We start from the raw sequence: 20,508 nt of genomic DNA, 5'->3' as shown, positions 1-20,508 counted from the left end.
ACGACGGTCGCCGTCCGTTCACCGCGGGCGGCGACGCTCGTCGCGTGACGCGCTCTCGTGCCCTCCGCCGGAACCGCTCCCTCGCTCTCCTCGCGCTCGCCGCGGCCCTCGTTCCCGCGTGCGCGACGCCCGCACCATCCGGTGCCGTCGCCGCGCCGACCGACGGCGACATCGTCATCGACGAGGTCGGCGCCGGCACGTCGGACGACCCCGCAGCGAGCTTCTTCGAGCTGCGCAATCTGTCGCCGCACGCGGTCGACCTGAGCGGATGGCGCGTGCACCGCTGCACGGGCGACGGCACGCGCCTCGCGGAGGCCGACCACGAGGTCGACCTCGCGGGCGTCGTCCTCGCGCCCGGCGAGCGGATCACGGTCGGGACGGGCGTCGACGCCGACGTCGCGATGCGCGGGCCCTTCTCGAGCGAGGGGTACGGGCTCGTGCTCGAGGATGCGCGGCGGCGAGCCGTCGACGCCTTCGCGGCGTATCCGTCCGAGCCGTGGCCGACGCAGAGCGAGTGCAGCGCGGCCGGCAACGTCCCGGATGCGCTCGGGGCCGCGCTCGACGAGAGCTGGCAGCGGGTCGGGCGCACGGGCGACCTGGCCGCCGACTTCGTGCGCACCCGCGCGACGCCGCGTGAGGCCGCCGCGCCCGCCGTCGAGCCGGCCGAGCCGCGGGCGCTCATCTCGGAGGTCGCGAGCGCGGGCCCCGGCGGCCGTGACGACGACCTCGTCGAGCTGCGCGCCGTCGCCGACGTCGACCTCTCTGGCTGGGCGCTCTACCGCTGCACGCGCACGGGCGCGCTCACTTCGGAGACGCTGCAGGCGCGGTTCGCGGATGGGACGGAGCTGCGGGAGGGCGAGCGCCTGGTCGTGGGCGGGCCGGGACTCCGCGGCGACGTCGACGTGCGGACGACGACCTCGCTCGCCGACACCGTGTCGGGCGTCCTCCTCGTCGATGCCGAGGGCGCACGGGTGGACGGCGTGAGCGTCTCGAACCACGCCGACACGGCCTGCCAGACGGGCGACGCGAAGCTGCCGTCGGTCCTCGACCACCTGCGCGGCGAGAGCTGGCAGCGGCACGAGGAGACGGGGGAGTTCCTCATCGCCCCGCGCACGCCGGGTCGCGAGAACGCGACGGCCGACGACCGCCTCGAGATCGCCTTCGCGTACGGCGACCCCGGCGTCGCGCTGAGCGAGGTCGCGACCGACCCGGAGCTGCCGAGCGCCGAGCGGCACAACCTCGTCGAGCTCGCGAACTACGGCGACGCCGTCGTCGACCTGAGCGGATGGCGCATCCGCGCGTGCGCGCCGGACGGCTTCCGCGAGCGGACGCCGCTCATCGAGGTGCCGGCCGGCGTCCGGCTCGCGCCCGGGCAGACCTGGCTCGCGGCGCTCGAGGGCACCCGCGCCGCGCAGGGCGCCGACGCGGTGTACGCGACGGCCCTCGGCTACCAGGGATCGGGCGTGTGGATCGAGGACGCTGCCGGAGAGCGCGTCGACAGCGTCGGCATCTTCCACCGCAACGAGCAGGACGCGTCGAACGACGTCGTGAGCCCGTGCACGAAGGGGCTCGCCCTGTCGACCTTCGGAGTCGACCGCCTGGCCGGCGAGACCTGGCAGCGCGTGGGCTTCACGGGCGACGATGCGAACGACTTCCGACGCGGGCCGTCGAGCCCGGGCGCGCTCGACCTCCACGACGAGACGCCCGTCGGAGAGCTCACAGCCGAGGCTGCGCTCCGGATCGCCGCGGCCACGCCGGCCGATGGCGCACGGGCCGCTCGCGCGGTCGCGGCGGCGGCGGATGAGGCGCAGGCCGTCGACGGCATCGATCCGGTCGTCGCCCGCGCCTTCACCGGAGCGAGCGAGGGCGGGGCCCTCACGGCCGAGGCGGCGGCGGGGGAGCGGCCCGCCGCGCTCGAGAGGGCGCGGCTCGCGGCGAGCGACGACGGATGGGCCCACCCCTACGTGCGGTTCGAGCTCGCGCGAGCTGCCGAGGGGACCGCGACCTGGTCGGGCGAGGTCGCCGGTCCGGCCCCCGCGCGGCTCTCGGCATGGGCCGACGGACGCTGGCACGCGATCGACGAGGAGACCGCCGCTGACGACGGCACGGTGACGCTCTCGGGCGCGCTGCCCGAAGGGACCACCGGCCTGCTCGTGCAGGTCGTGCCGAGCGGCCCCGCCATCGCGGACGCCGCCGACGGTCTCGCCGCTCCCGGCACCTACGACTTCGCCGTGAGCCACCTCACCGACACGCAGTACCTCAGCGAGGCCCACCCGGAGGTGTACCGCGAGCAGACGGCGTGGATCGCGGCGAACGCCGGGCCGCGCGACATCGCGTTCGCCGTCCACACGGGCGACCTCGTCCAGAACTGGGTCGACCCGGACCAGAGCGAGGAGCGTGCGCGTCGCGAGTTCGCCGTCGCGTCGGCGGCCCAGGGCGAGCTCGACGCGGCGGGCATCCCGAACAGCGTCCTCCCGGGAAACCACGACAACAAGCGCGGAGCGACGAACGATCTCTTCAACGAGCACTTCGGCCCGCACCGCTACGCCGATGCCCCCTGGTACGGAGGGTCCATCGCCCCCGATGACGGCAGCGCGAACTGGACCTCCTTCACCCGCGAGAGGGCGGAGTTCATCGTGCTGTCTCTGCCCTACGCGTACGCCGAGCGCGAGCTCGCGTGGGCGGAGCGCGTGATCGCGGAGCATCCGCGCGCGAACATCATCGTCGCGACGCACGAGCATCTGCTCCCTGAGGACGCGAGCGGCTCGGCCGAGCGGGCGACCGAGAACAGGTGGGTCTCGCGCGCCGACGAGCTCTGGGAGCGCATCGTCGCCCCGCACCGCAGCGTCGTCCTCGTGCTGTCGGGCCACTATCACGGGCTCGCCCGCATCGAGACGGATGACGCGGGCGGCATCCCCGGCCACGACGTCGTGGAGATCCTGGGCGACTACCAGGAGTTCCGCACCGAGACGGGGATGCGCGCGACCGGCTTCCAGCGGCTCCTCCAGGTGTCGCTCGTGACCGGAGAGATCGCCGTCGACACGATCTCGGTGACCCTCGGGGAGCACGCGAGCGCGCCGTTCGACTACCCGCAGGCGGTGGCCGACGACGGCCGCGAGACCACGCTCGCGGCCGATCGGCCGTGGCGGATCGTCGAGGCCGGCGTCCAGGGGCGCTATGACGTCGCCGACGACGACTTCCGCGTGTCCGTCGGCCTGCAGTACCCGAAGGGGCTCGCCACGACCGGCCTCCGCATCGCGGCGCCGTGAGCCGATAGCCTGGGCTCATGCCGTCCCGCGACGATGACGCCCTCCGCTGGGAGGGCGACGACGACCCCACGCTCGACGCGCGCTCCGAGACCGCGGCCGAGCCCGGCGAGAAGGCCGCGCCGGACGCCCCCGGCGAGAAGGACGACCCGTCCGTCCTGCCAGCGGGATGGCGCGCCGTCGGGAAGGGGCGCGACGCCGTCACGACGGCCGACGCGGGTGACGAGGCCGCCCCGCTGGGGAACGTCGCGCTCGTCTCGCTCGGCGTGATCGGCGGCGTCTACCTCCTGTGGACGATCGGATGGTTCCTCGGTGCGACGCGCCTGCGCGAGCGCATCGAGCAGAGCACGAACGCGGTGGCGGACTTCATGTTCCAGGGCAGCATGTGGCTCGCGATCGCGTCGCCCCTCCTGTGGTTCGCGGTGACCTGGCTCGGCACGCGCCGCGCGCCGCTCTGGCGGCGCTTCGCGTGGCTCGCCGCGGGAATCGTGCTGCTCGTGCCGTGGCCGTTCGTGATGGTGGGGGTGGTCGGACAGTGACCTCGACGACGCAGGAGCGCAGGACGCCGGGATGGCTCGTCGCGGTCGTCGCCGGGGCGTTCGCCCTCCTCTACGCCTATGCCGTGTGGAGCGCGATCACCTACCTCGTGACGCTCGTGCAGACCACCTCGGCGCAGGGCATCTCGCTGTCGGCCGTCGCATGGGTCGTGCTGCTGCTCGCGGTTCTCGTGCCGATCGCCGCGTTCGCGATCGCCTTCGGCCTGGGCCGCACACGGGGGATCGGATGGCTGGCCGTCGCGCTGCTCGCGGGTCTCGCGGTCACGGCCGTGTTCTGGCTCGACATGCAGGCCTTCACGTCGAACCCGTCGAACCTCTTCTGACCGGCCCCCGCGTCGCCGGATGACGCGCCCGGCGAGAGCAGGGCGCGCGGCTCCGATAGAGTGGTCGCCGTCGCGCCCCCACGGCGTGTGGCGCGTCGAACCCGCTCCCGCGCGCCCGCGCCCATCCGCATCGAAGGATCCATCCGTGCCGAAGCCCGTCGTGCTCATCGCCGAAGAACTCTCTCCCGCAACGATCGAGGCGCTCGGCCCCGACTTCGACATCCGCAATGTGGACGGCACCGACCGCCCCGCGCTCTTCGACGCGCTCGCGGACGCCGACGCCATCCTCATCCGCTCGGCCACGAAGGTCGACGAGGAGGCACTGGGCCACGCGAAGAAGCTCAAGGTCGTCGCGCGCGCCGGCGTCGGCCTCGACAACGTCGACATCAAGGCCGCCACGACCGCCGGCGTCATGGTCGTGAACGCCCCGACGTCGAACATCATCTCCGCCGCAGAGCTCACGTGCGGTCACATCCTCAGCCTCGCTCGCCACATTCCAGCGGCGCGCGCCTCGCTGGGCGCCGGAGAGTGGAAGCGCAGCAAGTACACGGGTGTCGAGCTCTTCGAGAAGACGCTCGGCGTCGTCGGCCTCGGCCGGATCGGCGCTCTCGTCGCCGCGCGGATGCAGGGCTTCGGGATGCGCGTCGTCGCATACGACCCGTACGTCACGAGCGCGCGCGCCCAGCAGCTGGGCGTCGAGCTGCTCAGCCTCGACGAGCTCGTCGCGCAGGCCGACTTCCTGACGATCCACATGCCGAAGACGCCCGAGACGACGGGCATGATCGGCGCCGAGCAGCTCAAGGCGATGAAGCCGACGTCGTACGTCGTGAACGTCGCGCGCGGTGGCCTCATCGACGAGGACGCACTGTACGAGGCGCTCGTGAACGGCGAGATCGCGGGAGCCGGCCTCGACGTCTTCACGAGCGAGCCGCCGACCGACACGAAGCTCACGGCCCTGCCGAACGTCGTCGTCACGCCGCACCTCGGGGCGTCGACGTCGGAGGCGCAGGAGAAGGCCGGCATCTCGGTCGCGAAGTCGGTCAAGCTCGCGCTCGAGGGCGACCTCGTGCCCGACGCCGTCAACGTCGCCGGCGGCGTCATCGACCCGTTCGTGCGCCCCGGGATCGCGCTCGTCGAGAAGCTCGGCCAGGTCTTCAGCGGTCTCGCCACGTCGGCGCTCACGAGCCTCGACATCGAGGTGCGCGGCGAGCTCGCCGACTACGACGTGAGCGTCTACCGCCTCGCCGCGCTCAAGGGCATCCTGTCGAACGTCGTGAGCGAGAACGTCTCGTACGTGAACGCCCCCGTCTTCGCCGAGCAGCGCGGCATCGAGACGCGCCTCATCGTGGAGAAGGAGAGCCCCGAGTACCGCAACCTCACGACGCTGCGCGGTGCGCTGTCGGACGGCACGGTGCTCACGGTCGCGGGGACGCTCGCGGGCACGCGGATGGTGCAGAAGATCGTCGGCATCAACGGCCACGAGATCGAGGTGCCGATCGAGAAGCACCACATCGTCATGCTCTACACCGACCGCCCCGGCATCGTCGCGGTCTACGGCCAGAAGTTCGGCGAGGCCGGCATCAACATCGCGGGCATGCAGATCGCGCGCCGCTCGGCCGGCGGCCAGGCCCTGTCGGTGCTCACGGTCGACTCGCGCGTCCCCGAGGACCTGCTCGCCGAGGTCGGCGAGGCGATCGAGGCGTCGGTCATCCGGCAGATCGAGATCGCCGAGGCCTGACCCCGGCGCACCGAACGCCCCCGCCCATCGGGCGGGGGCGTTCGCGCGTGCTCAGGCGCGCGTCGCCCCCTCGACGAGGCGGATGAGCGCCTCCAGCGCCTCGCCGGTGGGGACCGGGCTCGGAACGTCGTTGAGCAGAGCGGAGTTCACGTACAGGCCGTCGCTCAGCAGGAGCACGAGCTCGAGGGCGGCCTCGTCGCGCACGTGCGGGCGGATGGCGTCTGCCCACGCATCCCGGAGCTCGGCGAGGGCGCCGCGCGCGAGGGCGTTGCCGCCGTGCGCGAGGCGGCCGACCGCCGAGATCGCACGGTCGAACGGCCCGCCGACGTGCGCGGAGGTCGCGATGTAGTACCAGATCGGGCCCTCGGGTGCGTCGTGCAGGGCCGCCATGTCGTCGGCCGCGAGCAGCCGGAGCCGGTCGACGAGGCCCGCATCGAGCGCGTCCCGCGAGCCGAAGTGGTAGAGCAGACCGCCCTTGGACACGCCCGCTCGGCGCGCGACCGCCTCGAGGGTCGCCGCCCTCTCGCCCTCCTCGAGGAGGATGCTCTCGAAGGCGTCGAGGACCTTCTCTCTGGCGCGGGGCGGGCGGCTCATGCAGACGAGCCTCTCACACGGCGCGCGCTGCCCAGGGCGTGCACAGCCATGGCAGTTACTGTACCATCTGGACGGTACAGTAATTGAGACAGGCGGATGAGATGACGACCGGCACGACGACCCAGCTCACGACGACGCAGCGCGCCGGATGGCGGGCATGGGCCGCGCTCGCGGTCCTCATGCTCCCCGTGCTCCTCGTGTCGATCGACAACACGATCCTCAACTTCGCGCTGCCCGCCATCGCGAAGGAGCTCGAGCCCACGAGCGCCGAGCAGCTCTGGATCATCGACGCGTACTCGCTCGTGCTGGCGGGGCTCCTCGTGACGATGGGATCGCTCGGCGACCGGTTCGGGCGCCGCCTGCTGCTCCTCACCGGCGCGATCGGGTTCACGGTCGTCTCCGTCCTCGCGGCCTTCGCCCCGACAGCCGGATGGCTCATCGCGGCGCGCGCCGTCATGGGCCTGTTCGGCGCGACCCTCATGCCGTCGACCATGTCGCTCCTGCGCTCGCTGTTCCCCGAGCGCAACCAGCGGCGCATCGCCGTTGCCGTGTGGGCCGGCATGTTCTCCGCGGGCGGGGCTCTCGGCCCGATCGTCGGCGGCTTCCTCATCGAGCACTTCCCGTGGCAGAGCGTGTTCCTGCTCGCGGTGCCCATGCTCGTCCTCATGCTCGTGCTCGCCCCGCTCTTCGTGAGCGAGAGCCGCGATCCGAACCCCGGCCGGATCGACCTCCCGAGCATCCTGCTCTCGATGCTCGCGCTCGCGCCCCTCGCCTACGGCATCAAGGAGATCGCCGTGCACGGTCTCGCCGGCGGCGCTCCCGTCGTCATCGGCGTCCTGTTCGGATGGCTCTTCGTGCGCCGGCAGCTGCGGATGGCGCAGCCGATGCTCGACATGTCGCTGTTCGCGCGGGCCGGGTTCAGCGGCTCGATGCTCGTGAACCTCTTCAGCGTCATCGCGATGGTGGGCTTCCTCTACTTCGTGTCGCAGCACCTGCAGATGATCGTCGGCCTGAGCCCGATGATCGCGGGCCTCGCGCTCCTGCCCGGCGCCCTCACCTCGATCGCCGGCGGCTTCATCGTCACGCCGATCGCGCGGCGTGTGCGCGCGTCGATCGTCATCCCGTCGGCGCTCCTGCTCTCGCTCGTGGCGTACCTCATCGTGGCGCTCGTCGGCGCACACGACGTCGGGATGCTCGTGCTCGGGTTCGCGCTCCTCGGCGCGGGGATCGGCGCGGCCGAGACCGTGTCGGGGGAGCTCATCCTCGCGAACGCTCCCGCGGAGAAGGCGGGCGCCGCGAGCGCCGTCTCGGAGACCGCGTACGAGCTCGGCGCCGTGCTCGGCACATCCATCCTCGGCGGCATCCTCACGTGGTGGTACCGCGCGACGCTCGTCGTGCCGGACGGGATCCCCGCGGAGCTCGCGCTGCATGCCGAGGAGACGCTCGCCGGAGCGATGAACGCCGCGGACTCGGTCGGGGGAGCGGCGGGAGAGGCGCTCCGGTCCGCGGCGGCGACCGCGTTCGACGGCGGCGTGACGATCACGTCGCTCATCGGCGCGGGGCTCGTCGTGCTCGCGATGGCGATCGCGGCGACTACCCTGGGAGGACGCCGGGAGCACGCGTCGCACTGACCGGAGCCCCGGCGGATGCCGAGACATCCGAAGGAGAGCAATGCCCCGCGTCGTGAAACTGGCCGTCATCCCCGGTGACGGGATCGGCCCCGAGGTCATCGCCGAGGCCGAGAAGGTGCTCGACGCCGTCACCGCGGGCGGCGACGTCGTCTTCGAGAAGACCCGCTTCTCGCTCGGAGCGGGCCGCTACCTCGAGACCGGCGACACGCTCACCGACGACGACCTCGACGCCATCAAGGCGCACGACGCGATCCTCCTCGGCGCGGTGGGCGGCACGCCCGGCGACCCGCGGCTCGCGGGCGCGAACATCGAGCGCGGGCTGCTCCTGAAGCTCCGCTTCGCGCTGGACCACTACGTGAACCTCCGCCCGTCCAAGCTCTACCCCGGGCAGGACGGCCCGCTCGCCGAGCCCGGCGACATCGACTTCGTCGTCGTGCGCGAGGGCACAGAGGGTCCGTACGTCGGCAACGGCGGCTCGATCCGCCAGGGGACCCCGCACGAGGTCGCGAACGAGACGAGCGTGAACACCGCGTTCGGCGTCGAGCGCGTCGTGCGCTACGCGTTCGCGCTCGCCGAGCGCCGCAGCCGTCGCCTCACGCTCGTGCACAAGACGAACGTGCTCGTCAACGCGGGCCGCCTGTGGCAGCGCATCGTCGACGAGGTCGCGCGGGAGCACCCGGACGTGGCCGTAGACTATCTGCACGTCGACGCCGCGACGATCTTCCTGGTCACGAACCCGGGTCGCTTCGACGTCATCGTCACCGACAACCTCTTCGGCGACATCCTCACAGACCTGGCCGGCGCCGTCACCGGTGGCATCGGACTCGCAGCCTCGGGCAACATCAACCCCGACGGCGACTTCCCCTCGATGTTCGAGCCCGTGCACGGCTCGGCCCCCGACATCGCGGGCACCCAGCAGGCCGACCCCACAGCGGCGATCGGCTCCATCGCCCTCCTGCTCGACCACCTCGGCCTGCAGGACGCGGCCGATCGCGTGTCGCGCGCGATCGAGGACGACATCGCCGCCCGCACGGGCGAGAAGCGCTCGACCGCCGAGATCGGCGACGCGATCGCGTCTCGCCTGAAGGCCTGACACCCACCGACGCGCAGACAGGAATCCGCACATGACGACCACCGACACCACGCTCCCGTCTCTCGACTTCGCGGTCACGAAGAACCTCGCCGCCGTCTCGCCCGCCCAGCGCGCCGAGCTGCTCGAGAACCCGGGCTTCGGCACGATCTTCACCGACCACATGGTCGACATCTGCTGGTCGGTCAAGGGCGGCTGGCACCGTCCGCGCGTGCAGCCCTTCGGTCCGATCAGCCTGTCGCCCGCCGCCGCCGTGCTCCACTACGCGCAGGAGATCTTCGAGGGCCTCAAGGCCTACCGCCACGCCGACGGCGGGATCTACACGTTCCGGCCCGATCAGAACGCGCGCCGCATGCAGCGCAGCGCGCGCCGCCTCGCGATGCCCGAGCTTCCGGAGGAGTACTTCCTCCAGTCTCTGCGCGAGCTCATCGCGGTCGACGGCGCCTGGGTGCCCGAGAAGGCCGACCAGACGCTCTACCTGCGCCCGTTCATGTTCGCGAAGGAGGCGTTCCTCGGCGTCCGCCCCGCGCACAAGTACACGTACTGCCTCATCGCGAGCCCCGCCGGCTCGTACTTCACGGGCGGTGTGAAGCCGGTCAGCATCTGGCTGAGCGAGAACTACGCGCGCGCCGCGAAGGGCGGCACGGGCGCCGCGAAGACCGGCGGCAACTACGCCTCGAGCCTCCTTCCTCAGGCCGAGGCGTACGAGAAGGGGTGCGACCAGGTGGTCTTCCTCGACGCCGACGGGAACGTCGAGGAGCTCGGCGGCATGAACATCGTCTTCGTGAAGAAGGACGGCACGCTCGTCACGCCGGCGTCGGACAGCATCCTCGACGGCATCACCCGCAACTCGCTCCTCGAGCTCGCGGCCGATCGCGGCCTCGCGGTCGAGCGCCGCGCGGTCTCGCTCGCGGAGTGGCGCGACGGCGTCGCGTCGGGCGACATCACCGAGGTGTTCGCGTGCGGCACGGCAGCGGTGGTCACGCCGATCGGCGCGCTCAAGGGCGAGGGCTTCGAGGACGCCCAGCCGCTCGGCGAGCTCGGCCTCTCGCTGCGCGAGGAGCTCACCGACATCCAGTACGGGCGCCGCGAGGACACGAAGGGGTGGCTGTACCGCCTCGACGCCTGAGCGCCCGCTCGCCGCGACGCCCGCCCGGGATGCCCGGGCGGGCGTCGCGCATCACCGTCCGTTCACCTGCGGACGGCACCCTGTCGGGATGATGCGCCGCGCCGGGTTCCGTCGAGACATCCAGGGGCTCAGGGCCATCGCCGTGCTGGCCGTCGTGGCGCAGCACGCGGGCGCGACCTGGGCGCCGGGCGGGTTCATCGGCGTCGACGTGTTCTTCGTCGTGTCGGGCTTCCTCATCACCGGCCTCCTCGTGCGCGAGCTGGCGGAGACCGGCCGCATCGACCTGCCGGCGTTCACGGCGCGCCGGGCGCGCCGCATCCTCCCCGCGGCGCTCGTCGTGGTCGTGCTCACGGTCGTCGGCGCGTACGGGATCGTCTCGCCCCTCCGGCGGGAGACGCTCCTCGCCGACGCGGTCGCCTCGGCCCTGTTCGTGCCGAACTACGCGTTCGCCGTGCGCGACGCGGACTACTTCGACGACGAGACGCCGTCGCTCTTCCAGCACTACTGGTCGCTCGGCGTCGAGGAGCAGTGGTATCTCGTCTGCCCGGCTCTGCTGCTCGCCGCGTGGGCCGTCGGCCGCCGAATCGGGGGCCGACGCGGTGCGCGCGGGGCGGTCGCCGTCGCGCTCGCGATCGTCCTCGCGGGATCCCTCGCCGCGGTCGTCGCCCTCACGCCCGTGTCGCAGCCGTGGGCGTTCTTCGCGCTCTGGACGCGCATGTGGGAGTTCGCCGTCGGCGCGCTCATCGCGCTCGTGCCCGCCGCCGCTGTCGCGCGCATCCCCGGACTCGCGCGCGCCGCGATCGGCTGGGCGGGCCTCGCCGGCATCGTCGCCGCGATCGCGCTCATCGGCGAGTCCTCCGCGTTCCCGGGCGTGCTCGTGCTGCTGCCTGTCCTCTCGACCGGCGCGGTCATCCTCGCGGGGATCGGGCAGGACGCGCCCCCGCCGTGGACCGCGGGTGCCGTGATCGGCAACCGGCCGTTCGTCTTCGTCGGCGAGATCTCGTTCTCGCTCTATCTCGTGCACTGGCCGCTGATCGTGGCCGGCGCGCTGCTGGCCCCCGGCCTTCCCTGGCTTCCCGCGGCGCTCGGCGTCGCGAGCATCCCCGTCGCGTGGGCCCTGTTCCGGCTCGTGGAGCAGCCGACGCGCCGCGCGCGGGTGCTCGTCGATGCACGGCCGCGCCGGACGCTCCTCTCGGCGGCGGGCGCGACGGCGGCCGTCGCGCTGGCCGCAGGGACCGCGCTGGCCGTGGCGCCCGAGCCCGCGCTCGCGACGCAGACGCGGGTCGCCCACGCCGAGCCGGCCGTCCCTCCGGAGGTCACGCCCGTCGTCCCGGCCAACCTCGAGCCGGGGCTCGCGGACGCTCCCGACGACGAGTCGGAGGTGTACGACGACGGATGCAACCTCGGCTATCAGGAGGAGCGCCCGCGCCCGTGCTCCTTCGGCGAAGGGGACGAGCGGATGGTCCTCTGGGGCGACTCGCACGCCGCGCACTGGGTCCCGGGGGTGCTCCGCGCCGCGGAGGAGCGGGGGATGGCGCTCACGACGCACACCAAGAGCCGCTGCTCGTCGGCGCTGGCGCGCCACGTGCTCGACGGCAGCGCGTTCGGTGCATGCGACCGCTGGCGCAGCGCGGTGCTCGACGAGCTCAGGGAGGACCCGCCGGAGGTCCTCGTGCTCGCCAACTACGCCGACGAGGAGGTGCCGGACGGCGTCGACGCGGGGCAGGCGTGGCGAGACGGGCTCCGCGAGGTCGTGGACGCGCTGCCCGAGACGCGCGTGCTCCTCCTCGCCGACACGCCGGATCTCGGCACGAGCCCGCTCGACTGCCTCGCGATGAACCTCGAGCACGCGGCCGTGTGCGCGGTTCCCGAGTCGGAGGCCGTCCGCGGGGCAGGTCGCGACGCGGTGAGGGAGGTCGCCCGCGAGACGCGCGCGGAGGAGATCGACCTCCTGCCGTACTTCTGCGCGCCCATCGACGGCGCCCCCTCCGAGGAGCCCTCCTGCGCGCCCATCCTCGGCGGGCTGCTCGTCTACCGCGACTCGCACCACCTCACCGCGACCTTCGCGGGGGCGATGGGCGGCGCCCTGGCCGAGGCGATCGACTCCGCGGTGGACGGTCGTGGATAGGCTGGCAGGGTGAAGATCGCGCGGTTCAGCCACAACGACGCCATCACCTACGGGATCGTCGACGGGTCGGAGCTCGTCGTGCTCGCGGGAGACCCGCTGTTCGCGGGGTTCGAGACCACGGGAGCGCGCGTTCCGGTCACGGACGTCGCGCTGCTCGCGCCGGTTATCCCGCGCTCGAAGGTCGTCGCGGTCGGGCGCAACTACCGCGATCACGCCGCGGAGCTCGGCAACGACGTCCCCGCCGAGCCGCTGCTGTTCCTCAAGCCGAACACCTCGGTGATCGGGCCCGGCGACGCGATCGTCCGGCCGCCGCAGAGCTCCGACACGCAGTACGAGGGCGAGCTCGCGATCGTGATCGGGCGCATCGCGAAGAACGTGCGAGCGGAGGACGCCCTCGATGTCGTGTTCGGATACACCATCGCGAACGACGTCACGGCGCGCGACCTGCAGCGCAGCGACGGGCAGTGGGCGCGCGCCAAGGGCTTCGACACGTTCTGCCCGATCGGGCCCGCGATCGAGACCGAGTTCGACCTCGCGCAGGGCTCCCTCACGACCCGCCTCAACGGCGAGGTCGTGCAGGAGGCCCCGCTGTCGGACATGATCTTCGACGTGCCGACGATCATCGCGCACGTGTCGGCGGCGTTCACGCTCCTCCCGGGCGACGTCATCCTCACCGGCACGCCGGCGGGAGTCGGCCCCTTCCAGGCCGGCGACACGGTCGAGGTCGAGATCCCGGGCATCGGGCTGCTGCGCAACACCGTGCGCGACGCGTGACATGACCGCCGTCACGGCTCCCGAGGAGGTCGCGCGGATCCAGGGCCGCGTCGTCCGCGTGCTGGCGCTCGGCCAGGTCCTCGGCGGCGTCGCCTTCGGCGCCACCGTCTCGCTCGGGGCCCTCCTCGCCGCCGACATCTCCGGTCAGGAGTCCCTGTCGGGGTTCGCGACCGCGTCCGTCACCCTCGGGGCCGCGCTCTGCGCCATCCCGCTCGCTCGACTCGCCGCCGCGCGCGGCCGCCGCACGGCGCTGACCCTGGGCAACCTCTTCGCCCTCGTCGGCATCGCGATCGTCGTGACGGCGGCGGCCCTGCGCGTCTTCCCGCTCCTCCTCGCGGGGGTCGTGCTCATCGGCGCGGGCAACGCGGGCAATCTGCAGTCGCGGTTCGCGGCGACCGACCTCGCCGCGGGCGAGCGCCGTGGACGCGACCTCGGCACGGTCGTCTGGGCGACGACGGTCGGCGGCGTGCTCGGGCCGCTGCTGCTGACGCCGGGAGAGGCGCTCGGCCGGCTCGTCGGCATGCCGCCGCTCACCGGCGCGTACCTCTTCTCCATCGTCGCGCAGGCGGCCGCGCTCATCCTCTACCTCGTCGCGCTGCGCCCCGATCCGCTTCTGCTCGCCCAGCGGATCTCGCGCGACGCCGCGGGAGGCGCGGCGCCGCCGTTCGACGCGGACCGCCCCCTCGCGGCGCGCTATGCGATGTTCGCCGTGGCCGCGTCGCATGTCGTCATGGCGTCGGTCATGGCGATGACGCCCGTGCACCTCAAGCATCTCGCGCACGCCGGGCATGGCGGGGTCGCGGGCGCGAACGAGGCCGTGACCCTCCTCGTCGGCACGACGATCGCGCTCCACGTCCTCGGCATGTACGGGCTGTCGCCCGTGTTCGGCTGGCTGGCCGACCGCTGGGGCCGCGTCGCCGTCGTCCTGCTGGGGCAGGGGGTCCTCGCGTGCGCGCTGCTGCTGGCGACCTTCGGGTCCGACGTGCAGGGCATCGTGATCGTCGCGCTGTTCCTGCTCGGGCTCGGCTGGAGCGCGGCCACGGTGGCGGGCGCGGCGCTCCTCACCGAGAGCACGCCGGTCGACCTCCGCCCGCGGCGGCAGGGGATCGGCGACACGCTGATGACCTCGTCCGCGGCGGTCGGCGCCGTTCTCGCGGGCGTCGTCCTCGGGCAGTGGGGCTACGGGGCGCTCGCGCTCGTCGCCCTCGTGCTCGTCGCGCTCACGACCGTGCTGTCGCCCCTCGCGCGGCGCTGAGCGCTGACGGGCCACCGGGCGCCGCGAACTAGACTGGACGGGATGTCTGCTCCCGATCCCCGCACCACGACCGCCACCGGCGCCGACGTGCGCGTGCGCTTCTGCCCGTCGCCCACCGGCCTCCCTCACGTCGGCCTCGTCCGCACGGCCCTGTTCAACTGGGCCTACGCCCGTCACCACGGCGGCAAGCTCGTCTTCCGCATCGAGGACACCGACGCGGCCCGCGACAGCGAGGAGAGCTACCAGCAGCTCCTCGACGCGCTGCGCTGGCTGCGCATCGACTGGGACGAGGGCGTCGAGACCGGCGGGCCGCACGCGCCGTACCGGCAGTCGCAGCGGCATGACATCTACCGCGAGGTGCTCGACAAGCTCATCGCCGCGGGGCTCGTCTACGAGAGCTTCTCGACCGCCGAGGAGATCGACGCCCGCAACGAGGCTGCCGGCCGCGCCAAGCAGCTCGGCTACGACAACCACGACCGCGACCTCACGGACGAGCAGAAGGCCGCCTTCCGCGCCGAGGGGCGCCAGCCCGCGCTGCGGCTGCGCGTTCCCGACGAGGACCTCACGTACGTCGACCTCATCCGCGGCGAGGTGACCTTCCCGGCCGGCTCGTTCCCCGACTTCGTCATCGTGCGCCCGAACGGCGTCCCGCTGTACACGTTCGTGAACCCCGTCGACGACGCGCTGATGGGGATCACCCACGTGCTGCGCGGCGAGGACCTCATGCCGTCGACGGCCCGTCAGCTCTCGCTCTACCGCGCGCTCATCGACGCGGGCGTCACGACCTTCATCCCGCGCTTCGGGCACATGCCGCTCGTCCTGGGCGACGGCACGAAGAAGCTCTCGAAGCGCGACCCCCGCGCCGACCTGTTCCTGCAGCGCGAGAAGGGCATGATCCCGGAGGGGCTGCTCAACTACCTCGCGCTGCTCGGCTGGTCCATCGGCCCCGACCGCGACGTGTTCTCGCTCGAGGAGTTCGTCGCCGCGTTCGACATCGAGGACGTCAACCCGAACCCCGCGCGCTTCGACCAGAAGAAGGCCGAGTCGATCAACGGCGACCACATCCGGATGCTCGCGCCCGACGACTTCGCCGAGCGGATCGTGCCGTATCTCGCGCAGGCGGGCCTCGTCGACGCGACCCCGACCGACGACCAGCGCGCGCTGCTCGCGAAGGCCGCACCGCTCATCCAGGAGCGCCTTCCGCTTCTGGGCGACGCCCCCGGCCTCCTCGGCTTCCTCTTCTCGGACGAGGTCGCGTACGACGACGATGCGCTCGCGGGGCTTCCCGAGAACGCGGGCGTCGTGCTCACGGCGTGCGTCGGGGCCCTCGAGGTCGTGCCGGAGGCGGAGTTCACGGCGCAGGGCATCCAGGACGCGCTGAGCGGCGCGCTCGTCGAGAATCTCGGACTCAAGCCGCGCGTGGCGTACGGCCCGCCGCGCGTCGCGATCACCGGGCGCCGGGTCTCGCCGCCGCTGTTCGAGTCGATGGAGCTGCTCGGCAAGGCCGAGTCGATCCGGCGCCTGAGCGCCCTCGTCCAGAAGCTCGGCTGAGCGGACGCGCGCCGCGTCACCCGGTGACGCGGCGCGCGAAGGCGAGCGCGGGGGACAGGACGAGGTCGGGGTCGTCGAGCCCCTGCCACAGGTGGCCCGCCCCCGGCACGAGCTGCAGCGTCGCGTCGGCGCCCGCGGCCACGAGCGCGGCGTGCAGCGCCTCGCTCTGCGCGGCGGGCACCGCCGTGTCGGCGAGTCCGTGCGCGATGTGGAACGGCGGCGCGCCGGCCGCGACCTGACGCGCCGGGCTCGCGGCACGCGCGCGCTCGGGGAGGTCGGCCACGGCGCCGCCCAGCAGCGCCTCCTCGCGCGTGGGGCGCTCATCCGACGCCGCAGGTGCGGGGAAGGAGAAGAGGTCGCTCGGGCCGTACCAGTCCACGACCCCGCGCACCGCGCCATCCGAGAGCCCCGCGAGCGCCGCGAGGTGCGCGCCCGCCGACTCGCCCCACAGGACGATGCGCGTCGCGTCGACCGCGAGCGCGCCCTGGTGCTCGCGAAGCCACGCGAGCGCTGCCGCGACGTCGTCGAGCGGCGCGGGGAACACCGCCTCGCCGCTCAGACGGTAGTCGACCGAGGCGACGGCGAACCCCTCGGCGACGAGTCGAGGGAATCCGTGCTCGGGGGCCAACGTCGGGCACATGACCCGGCGGCTCCCGACGCGCCAGCCGCCGCCGTGCACGAACACGATCAGCGGGGCGCCGTCGGCCTCCGGCCGATGCAGGTCGAGGGAGAGCGGCCGGAATCCGGGGCGCGTCGCGTAGACGACGTCGCGCAGCGTCCGCTCAGTCGAAGAGCTCATAGCCCTCGACGAAGTTGACGTCGTGCTCGGCGCCCGCGGCCGCCATCCGCTCGAACGGCGGGATGTGGAAGCGGTCGGGCTCGGGGATCCCGGGGATGTCGGTGGGGGCGCCGACCGCGCGGAAGAAGTCGGTGAAGGGCGCGCTCGTGACGCCGAAGATCCTGCCCGTGCGCTCGATGCGATACGAGTGGACCGTGCCCTTCGGAACGAACCCGAAGCCGCCCGCCTCGAGGATGCGGGTCTCGCGGAAGCCGTTGCGGTCATCCATCCAGAGGCGGATGGCGCCCTCGAGCACGAAGAAGGTCTCGTGCGTGAGCGCGTGGTAGTGCGCGGGCACCGGACGACCGGGCCGTCCCTCCGTCACGAACGCGTCGAACTGCCCCTCGTTCTGCGTTCCCGTTGTGAGGAGCGTGAAGAGCTGGTCGAACATGACGAGCTTGTCGCCCTGCACCTCGTCGAGGAAGTACGGGGCGGGCGCGCCGGGCAGGGCGCTCGGGATGGCGGGGGCGGTGTCGGACACGGACGACCTCCTTGTCGAGGGGGAAGGAACGGGTTCAGCCTCGCGCGGAGCCCGGGCGTGCGTCCACGTGGAAGAGGCGCACGCGCATTAGCCGCGGGCTAACATCGACCCATGAACGTGTCGGCGACGCAGCTGCGCTACTTCGTGACGGTCGCCGAGCACCTGCACTTCGGCCGTGCCGCGGCGGCCCTCCACATCTCGGGCCCCACGCTCAGTCAGCAGATCGCGCGCCTCGAGTCCGTGGTCGGCGCGCGGCTGTTCGACCGGACGCCGCGGTCCGTCGCGCTGACCGAGCGCGGTCGGGCGTTCCTCCCGCTCGCGGTGGAGGCGGATCGCGCGCATCGGGCGGTGGAGGCGTGGGCGTCGGAGTCGGCAGGGGGCGGCACGCTGCGCGTCGGCGTCGTCGCGGCCGGCGCGGGCCCGATCGTGAGCCGTGCGCTCGCCGAGCTCGTGGCAGCGGACGCCGACCTCGACGTCGAGCTCGTGCGTCTGGGCTTCTTCGCGGGGGCGCAGGCCCTGCGCGACGGCGTCGTCGACGTCGTGATCGCTCCACCGTCCGGCGCGAGGGAAGACGGGGTCTCGTCCGAGCAGATCGCGACCGAGCCGCGCGTGCTCGTGCTGCGCGACGACCATCCGCTCGCGGCACGCGACAGCGTGCGCATCGCGGAGACCGACGACCTCCCGTTCGTCGTGGTCGGAGCGGCAGAGGGGCCGGTGCGCTCGTGGTGGCTGGTCGACCCGCGGCCGAGCGGCGTGCGCCCGCGCGTCACCGCTGTCGCCGACGACGTCGAGGGTCTGCTGGAGCTCTGCGCCGCGGGGATCGGCGTGAACATCGCGGCGGCGTCCGTCGCGACGCACTATCGGCGCCCGGGGATCGTGTGCGTGCCGATCGTCGACATCGATCCCGTGCCCATCCTCGCGAGCCGGCGGGCCACCTGCGTCTCGGCCTCGGTCGACGCGTTCCTCGAGGTCGCGCGCCGCGTCGCGTGAGCGACACGCCATGGGGAGCGCCCCGGTTTGGACGCCCTCGCCGGTTCGGGTAGAGTAGACCCTCGGTACGGCCCAGGCCGGAAACCTCTTGGGGTATGGTGTAATTGGCAACACGGCTGATTCTGGTTCAGTTGTTCTTGGTTCGAGTCCAGGTACCCCAGCTCTGAAGAACCCCCGCTCCGGCGGGGGTTTTCTCGTACGCGGCGGTGTCGATCTGAGCCGCAGGCCGCGCAGGAACTCACTCCCTCGCGCCCCGCTCAGACCACGGGGAAGCCGTCCGGCTCTCCCACGCATCCGCCGAGCCAGGACGACATCGCGTAGTCGCATCCGACGTCGGTCGCGGTCACAGGCGTCCAGACCGTGTAGACGAGATAGGAGCTTGCGGTCAGCGGCTCGTCGACGTCGACGGTGGTGTGCGCCGTGCGCGGCCCGCCAGGAGCGGCGAGCATGCAGCGATCCGGCTCATCCTCGGGCGGTGTGCCGTCTGGGTCAATCCACCACAAGTCCGGGGTGTACGCGTCGGGGCCCACGGCACCGGCGTCAGGGGTGAGGACGTCGAAGATGAGCTCGCTGCACGTCGGGTCGCCCGCGGTGTGGCCTCCGAGCCATGCGGCGACGGATGCGCCGTCTGTGAGCTCATCCGGCACAGGGTAGAGCTCGATGCTCCGCAGCGAGCATTGCTGCGAATAGAACATCACGATGTCCTGTTCGCCGTCGCCGTCGCTGTATTGCGGTGCGAGCGAGCAGGACACCTCGGTCCAGGAGCGCACGGGAGCGCCGAGCTGTTCGAGCGGGGCACGGAACTCTTCCCGCTTCGCGAGCAGCGTGTCGCGCTCGGCGGGAAGGCTGTCGACGAGCTGGTGGGCATTATTCGTGTGGATGATCCGCAGAATCGGCCCCGGAGCGAAGGCGACGAGCCCGACGAGGATCAGGACGAGGAGGGTTCCCGTGAGCCGGCGACGCCGCGGCGACCACGGCTCCGTCTCCGGCGTGTCTGGTTCCGTCGGCTCCTCCATGCCCTTCACGATATCGAGGCGCTCAGCCGGCGGGCTCGGACGTGTCTCGCAACCGAGTGTCCATGCGCGGAGTTCGGCGGGCTACGGCAGACGCAGGTCGAGGACGACTTCGAAGGGCGGTCTCGCGCCGACCGCGGACCGCATGACCTCGCGATGCTCCGCATCGATGGCGTGCTCGGACCGCTCGGCGACCGCCTTGGCGCGGTCGGCGTCCTCGCTTTCCATCGCAAAGACGAGAATTGGCCCATCTGAGGTGTCCAGTATCACGGCCTTCTCATGGGTGATGCCTTCGGCAGCGAGGGTCGCCAGCGCTTCTGCGCGACGGGGACCGTCGACCTCTCGGAGCCAGTCCGCGAGACGCTCCCGCTGACCGGGCTCGATCTGGCGGATCACGAGGGAGATCATCTGTGCATCGTACGGTGGAGCGATGAGCACCGTGATCGAGGTCGAGGGAGAGACGTTCCGGGTCGACACGCGAGAGCAGCCGGGCGGACTGCGCTGCGTCGATTTCACCTGGCTCACTGGCCCCGCCGACGGCACCTACGGCTTCACGGTCTCCGGATTGCCGCTGGATCGGATCGAGGAGGAGGCCGCCCTCTTCGTGCGCGCGTTCTTCGCGGAAGACGGCATCGGACCCGCCGACTTCCCGGACTTCGTCGCCGGTCGTGCCTAGACTCCGTGCATGCCGATGTCGGACTACGTCGCGTCCATCCGCTCCCGCATCGGGACCGACCTCCTGCTGCTTCCCGGCGTCACGGCGGTGATCCGCGACGATGACCGCTTCCTGCTGGCACGGCATCGTCACTCGGGGCTCTGGAGCCTGATCGGAGGCGGTGTCGAGCCGGGGGAGGAGCCGGCCACGGCGCTGCTGCGCGAGGTCCTCGAGGAGACCGGTGCGCGAGTCCGCGTCCGCGGCATCGTCGGCGTCTACGGCGGCGAGCCCATGATGGTCACCTATCCGAACGGCGACCAGGTCGGCTATGTGACGACCGCGTTCGACTGCGAGCTGCTCTCCGACGCGACCCCCGACCTCGAGGAGCTCCTCGACCTGGGCTGGTTCCCGCGGGACGCGATCCCATCGCTCCCGCGTCGCGACTGGATCGACCGCGTCATCGCGGACGCGCCCGGCGGCTCCTCTTCCTCCTGA

19 protein-coding genes and 1 tRNA gene are annotated in these 20,508 nt (G+C 72.4%); 15 read left to right on the top strand and 5 right to left on the bottom strand.

Features of this window, described 5'->3' with window-relative positions:
• Window positions 1-44 precede the first annotated feature (44 nt).
• The 4 genes from ACOWU6_RS11120 to serA all read left to right on the top strand — a co-directional run bounded on the left by ACOWU6_RS11120 (window position 45) and on the right by serA (window position 5,884).
• A complete protein-coding gene (locus ACOWU6_RS11120) occupies window positions 45-3,269 on the top strand; it encodes a lamin tail domain-containing protein (protein ID WP_421075718.1) in 3,225 nt (1,074 codons plus the stop codon).
• 17 nt (window positions 3,270-3,286) lie between these two features.
• Complete coding sequence (locus tag ACOWU6_RS11115; RefSeq protein WP_421075717.1) at window positions 3,287-3,805, top strand: DNA polymerase III subunit gamma/tau; 519 nt, start codon at window positions 3,287-3,289, stop codon at window positions 3,803-3,805.
• Window positions 3,802-4,146: a hypothetical protein gene (locus ACOWU6_RS11110; RefSeq protein ID WP_421075716.1), complete on the top strand. Its 345-nt coding sequence runs from the start codon at window positions 3,802-3,804 to the stop codon at window positions 4,144-4,146. Before ACOWU6_RS11115 ends, ACOWU6_RS11110 begins: the two co-directional genes overlap by 4 nt.
• Window positions 4,147-4,291: 145 nt before the next feature.
• Window positions 4,292-5,884, top strand: coding sequence for a phosphoglycerate dehydrogenase (gene serA / locus ACOWU6_RS11105; RefSeq protein WP_271171644.1), 1,593 nt, complete (start codon window positions 4,292-4,294; stop codon window positions 5,882-5,884).
• A 51-nt stretch (window positions 5,885-5,935) separates the two neighbouring features.
• Here serA and ACOWU6_RS11100 read toward each other — a convergent pair whose 3' ends face one another.
• Window positions 5,936-6,478: a TetR/AcrR family transcriptional regulator gene (locus tag ACOWU6_RS11100; RefSeq protein ID WP_271171645.1), complete on the bottom strand. Its 543-nt coding sequence runs from the start codon at window positions 6,476-6,478 to the stop codon at window positions 5,936-5,938.
• A 101-nt stretch (window positions 6,479-6,579) separates the two neighbouring features.
• Between ACOWU6_RS11100 and ACOWU6_RS11095 the strand changes: the two genes are divergently transcribed.
• The 7 genes from ACOWU6_RS11095 to gltX all read left to right on the top strand — a co-directional run bounded on the left by ACOWU6_RS11095 (window position 6,580) and on the right by gltX (window position 16,036).
• Entirely contained in the window at window positions 6,580-8,109 is a 1,530-nt protein-coding gene (locus ACOWU6_RS11095; protein ID WP_421075715.1) for an MFS transporter, read from the top strand.
• Between the two features lie 40 nt (window positions 8,110-8,149).
• Window positions 8,150-9,202: a 3-isopropylmalate dehydrogenase gene (locus ACOWU6_RS11090; protein ID WP_271171647.1), complete on the top strand. Its 1,053-nt coding sequence runs from the start codon at window positions 8,150-8,152 to the stop codon at window positions 9,200-9,202.
• A gap of 31 nt (window positions 9,203-9,233) precedes the next feature.
• Window positions 9,234-10,328, top strand: coding sequence for a branched-chain amino acid aminotransferase (locus tag ACOWU6_RS11085; RefSeq protein WP_271171648.1), 1,095 nt, complete (start codon window positions 9,234-9,236; stop codon window positions 10,326-10,328).
• 88 nt (window positions 10,329-10,416) lie between these two features.
• Complete coding sequence (locus ACOWU6_RS11080) at window positions 10,417-12,456, top strand: acyltransferase family protein (protein ID WP_421075714.1); 2,040 nt, start codon at window positions 10,417-10,419, stop codon at window positions 12,454-12,456.
• 9 nt (window positions 12,457-12,465) lie between these two features.
• Window positions 12,466-13,230: a fumarylacetoacetate hydrolase family protein gene (locus ACOWU6_RS11075; protein WP_271171650.1), complete on the top strand. Its 765-nt coding sequence runs from the start codon at window positions 12,466-12,468 to the stop codon at window positions 13,228-13,230.
• A gap of 1 nt (window position 13,231) precedes the next feature.
• Window positions 13,232-14,485 (top strand): MFS transporter, encoded by a 1,254-nt coding sequence (locus ACOWU6_RS11070; RefSeq protein ID WP_421075713.1) that lies wholly within the window; start codon window positions 13,232-13,234, stop codon window positions 14,483-14,485.
• Window positions 14,486-14,527: 42 nt separating this feature from the next.
• Window positions 14,528-16,036: a glutamate--tRNA ligase gene (gene gltX, locus ACOWU6_RS11065; protein ID WP_421075712.1), complete on the top strand. Its 1,509-nt coding sequence runs from the start codon at window positions 14,528-14,530 to the stop codon at window positions 16,034-16,036.
• Between the two features lie 16 nt (window positions 16,037-16,052).
• Here gltX and ACOWU6_RS11060 read toward each other — a convergent pair whose 3' ends face one another.
• Together ACOWU6_RS11060 and ACOWU6_RS11055 are read right to left on the bottom strand one after the other, a co-directional pair.
• Complete coding sequence (locus tag ACOWU6_RS11060) at window positions 16,053-16,835, bottom strand: alpha/beta hydrolase fold domain-containing protein (RefSeq protein ID WP_421075711.1); 783 nt, start codon at window positions 16,833-16,835, stop codon at window positions 16,053-16,055.
• On the bottom strand, window positions 16,819-17,355 hold the full coding sequence (locus ACOWU6_RS11055; protein WP_282977545.1) for a quercetin 2,3-dioxygenase: 537 nt from the start codon (window positions 17,353-17,355) through the stop codon (window positions 16,819-16,821). Before ACOWU6_RS11055 ends, ACOWU6_RS11060 begins: the two co-directional genes overlap by 17 nt.
• 111 nt (window positions 17,356-17,466) lie before the next feature.
• On the opposite strand from ACOWU6_RS11055, the gene ACOWU6_RS11050 reads away from it, so the two are divergent.
• On the top strand, window positions 17,467-18,345 hold the full coding sequence (locus ACOWU6_RS11050; RefSeq protein ID WP_421075710.1) for a LysR family transcriptional regulator: 879 nt from the start codon (window positions 17,467-17,469) through the stop codon (window positions 18,343-18,345).
• A gap of 89 nt (window positions 18,346-18,434) precedes the next feature.
• Window positions 18,435-18,506, top strand: a tRNA-Gln gene (locus ACOWU6_RS11045).
• Between the two features lie 96 nt (window positions 18,507-18,602).
• On the opposite strand, the gene ACOWU6_RS11040 is transcribed toward ACOWU6_RS11045, so the two are convergent.
• Window positions 18,603-19,361, bottom strand: a complete 759-nt coding sequence (locus ACOWU6_RS11040; RefSeq protein WP_421075709.1) for a hypothetical protein — start codon at window positions 19,359-19,361, stop codon at window positions 18,603-18,605.
• Window positions 19,362-19,442: 81 nt separating this feature from the next.
• On the bottom strand, window positions 19,443-19,766 hold the full coding sequence (locus ACOWU6_RS11035; RefSeq protein ID WP_421075708.1) for a DUF6176 family protein: 324 nt from the start codon (window positions 19,764-19,766) through the stop codon (window positions 19,443-19,445).
• A gap of 22 nt (window positions 19,767-19,788) precedes the next feature.
• On the opposite strand from ACOWU6_RS11035, the gene ACOWU6_RS11030 reads away from it, so the two are divergent.
• Both ACOWU6_RS11030 and ACOWU6_RS11025 read left to right on the top strand, forming a co-directional pair.
• Window positions 19,789-20,034: a hypothetical protein gene (locus tag ACOWU6_RS11030; RefSeq protein WP_421075707.1), complete on the top strand. Its 246-nt coding sequence runs from the start codon at window positions 19,789-19,791 to the stop codon at window positions 20,032-20,034.
• 9 nt (window positions 20,035-20,043) lie between these two features.
• Window positions 20,044-20,508, top strand: coding sequence for an NUDIX domain-containing protein (locus ACOWU6_RS11025; protein WP_421075706.1), 465 nt, complete (start codon window positions 20,044-20,046; stop codon window positions 20,506-20,508).

It is taken from the genome of Microbacterium sp. SA156 (assembly GCF_049065455.1).
Lineage (GTDB): Bacteria > Actinomycetota > Actinomycetes > Actinomycetales > Microbacteriaceae > Microbacterium > Microbacterium barkeri.
This window is presented reverse-complemented; position numbering and strand designations above follow the sequence as displayed.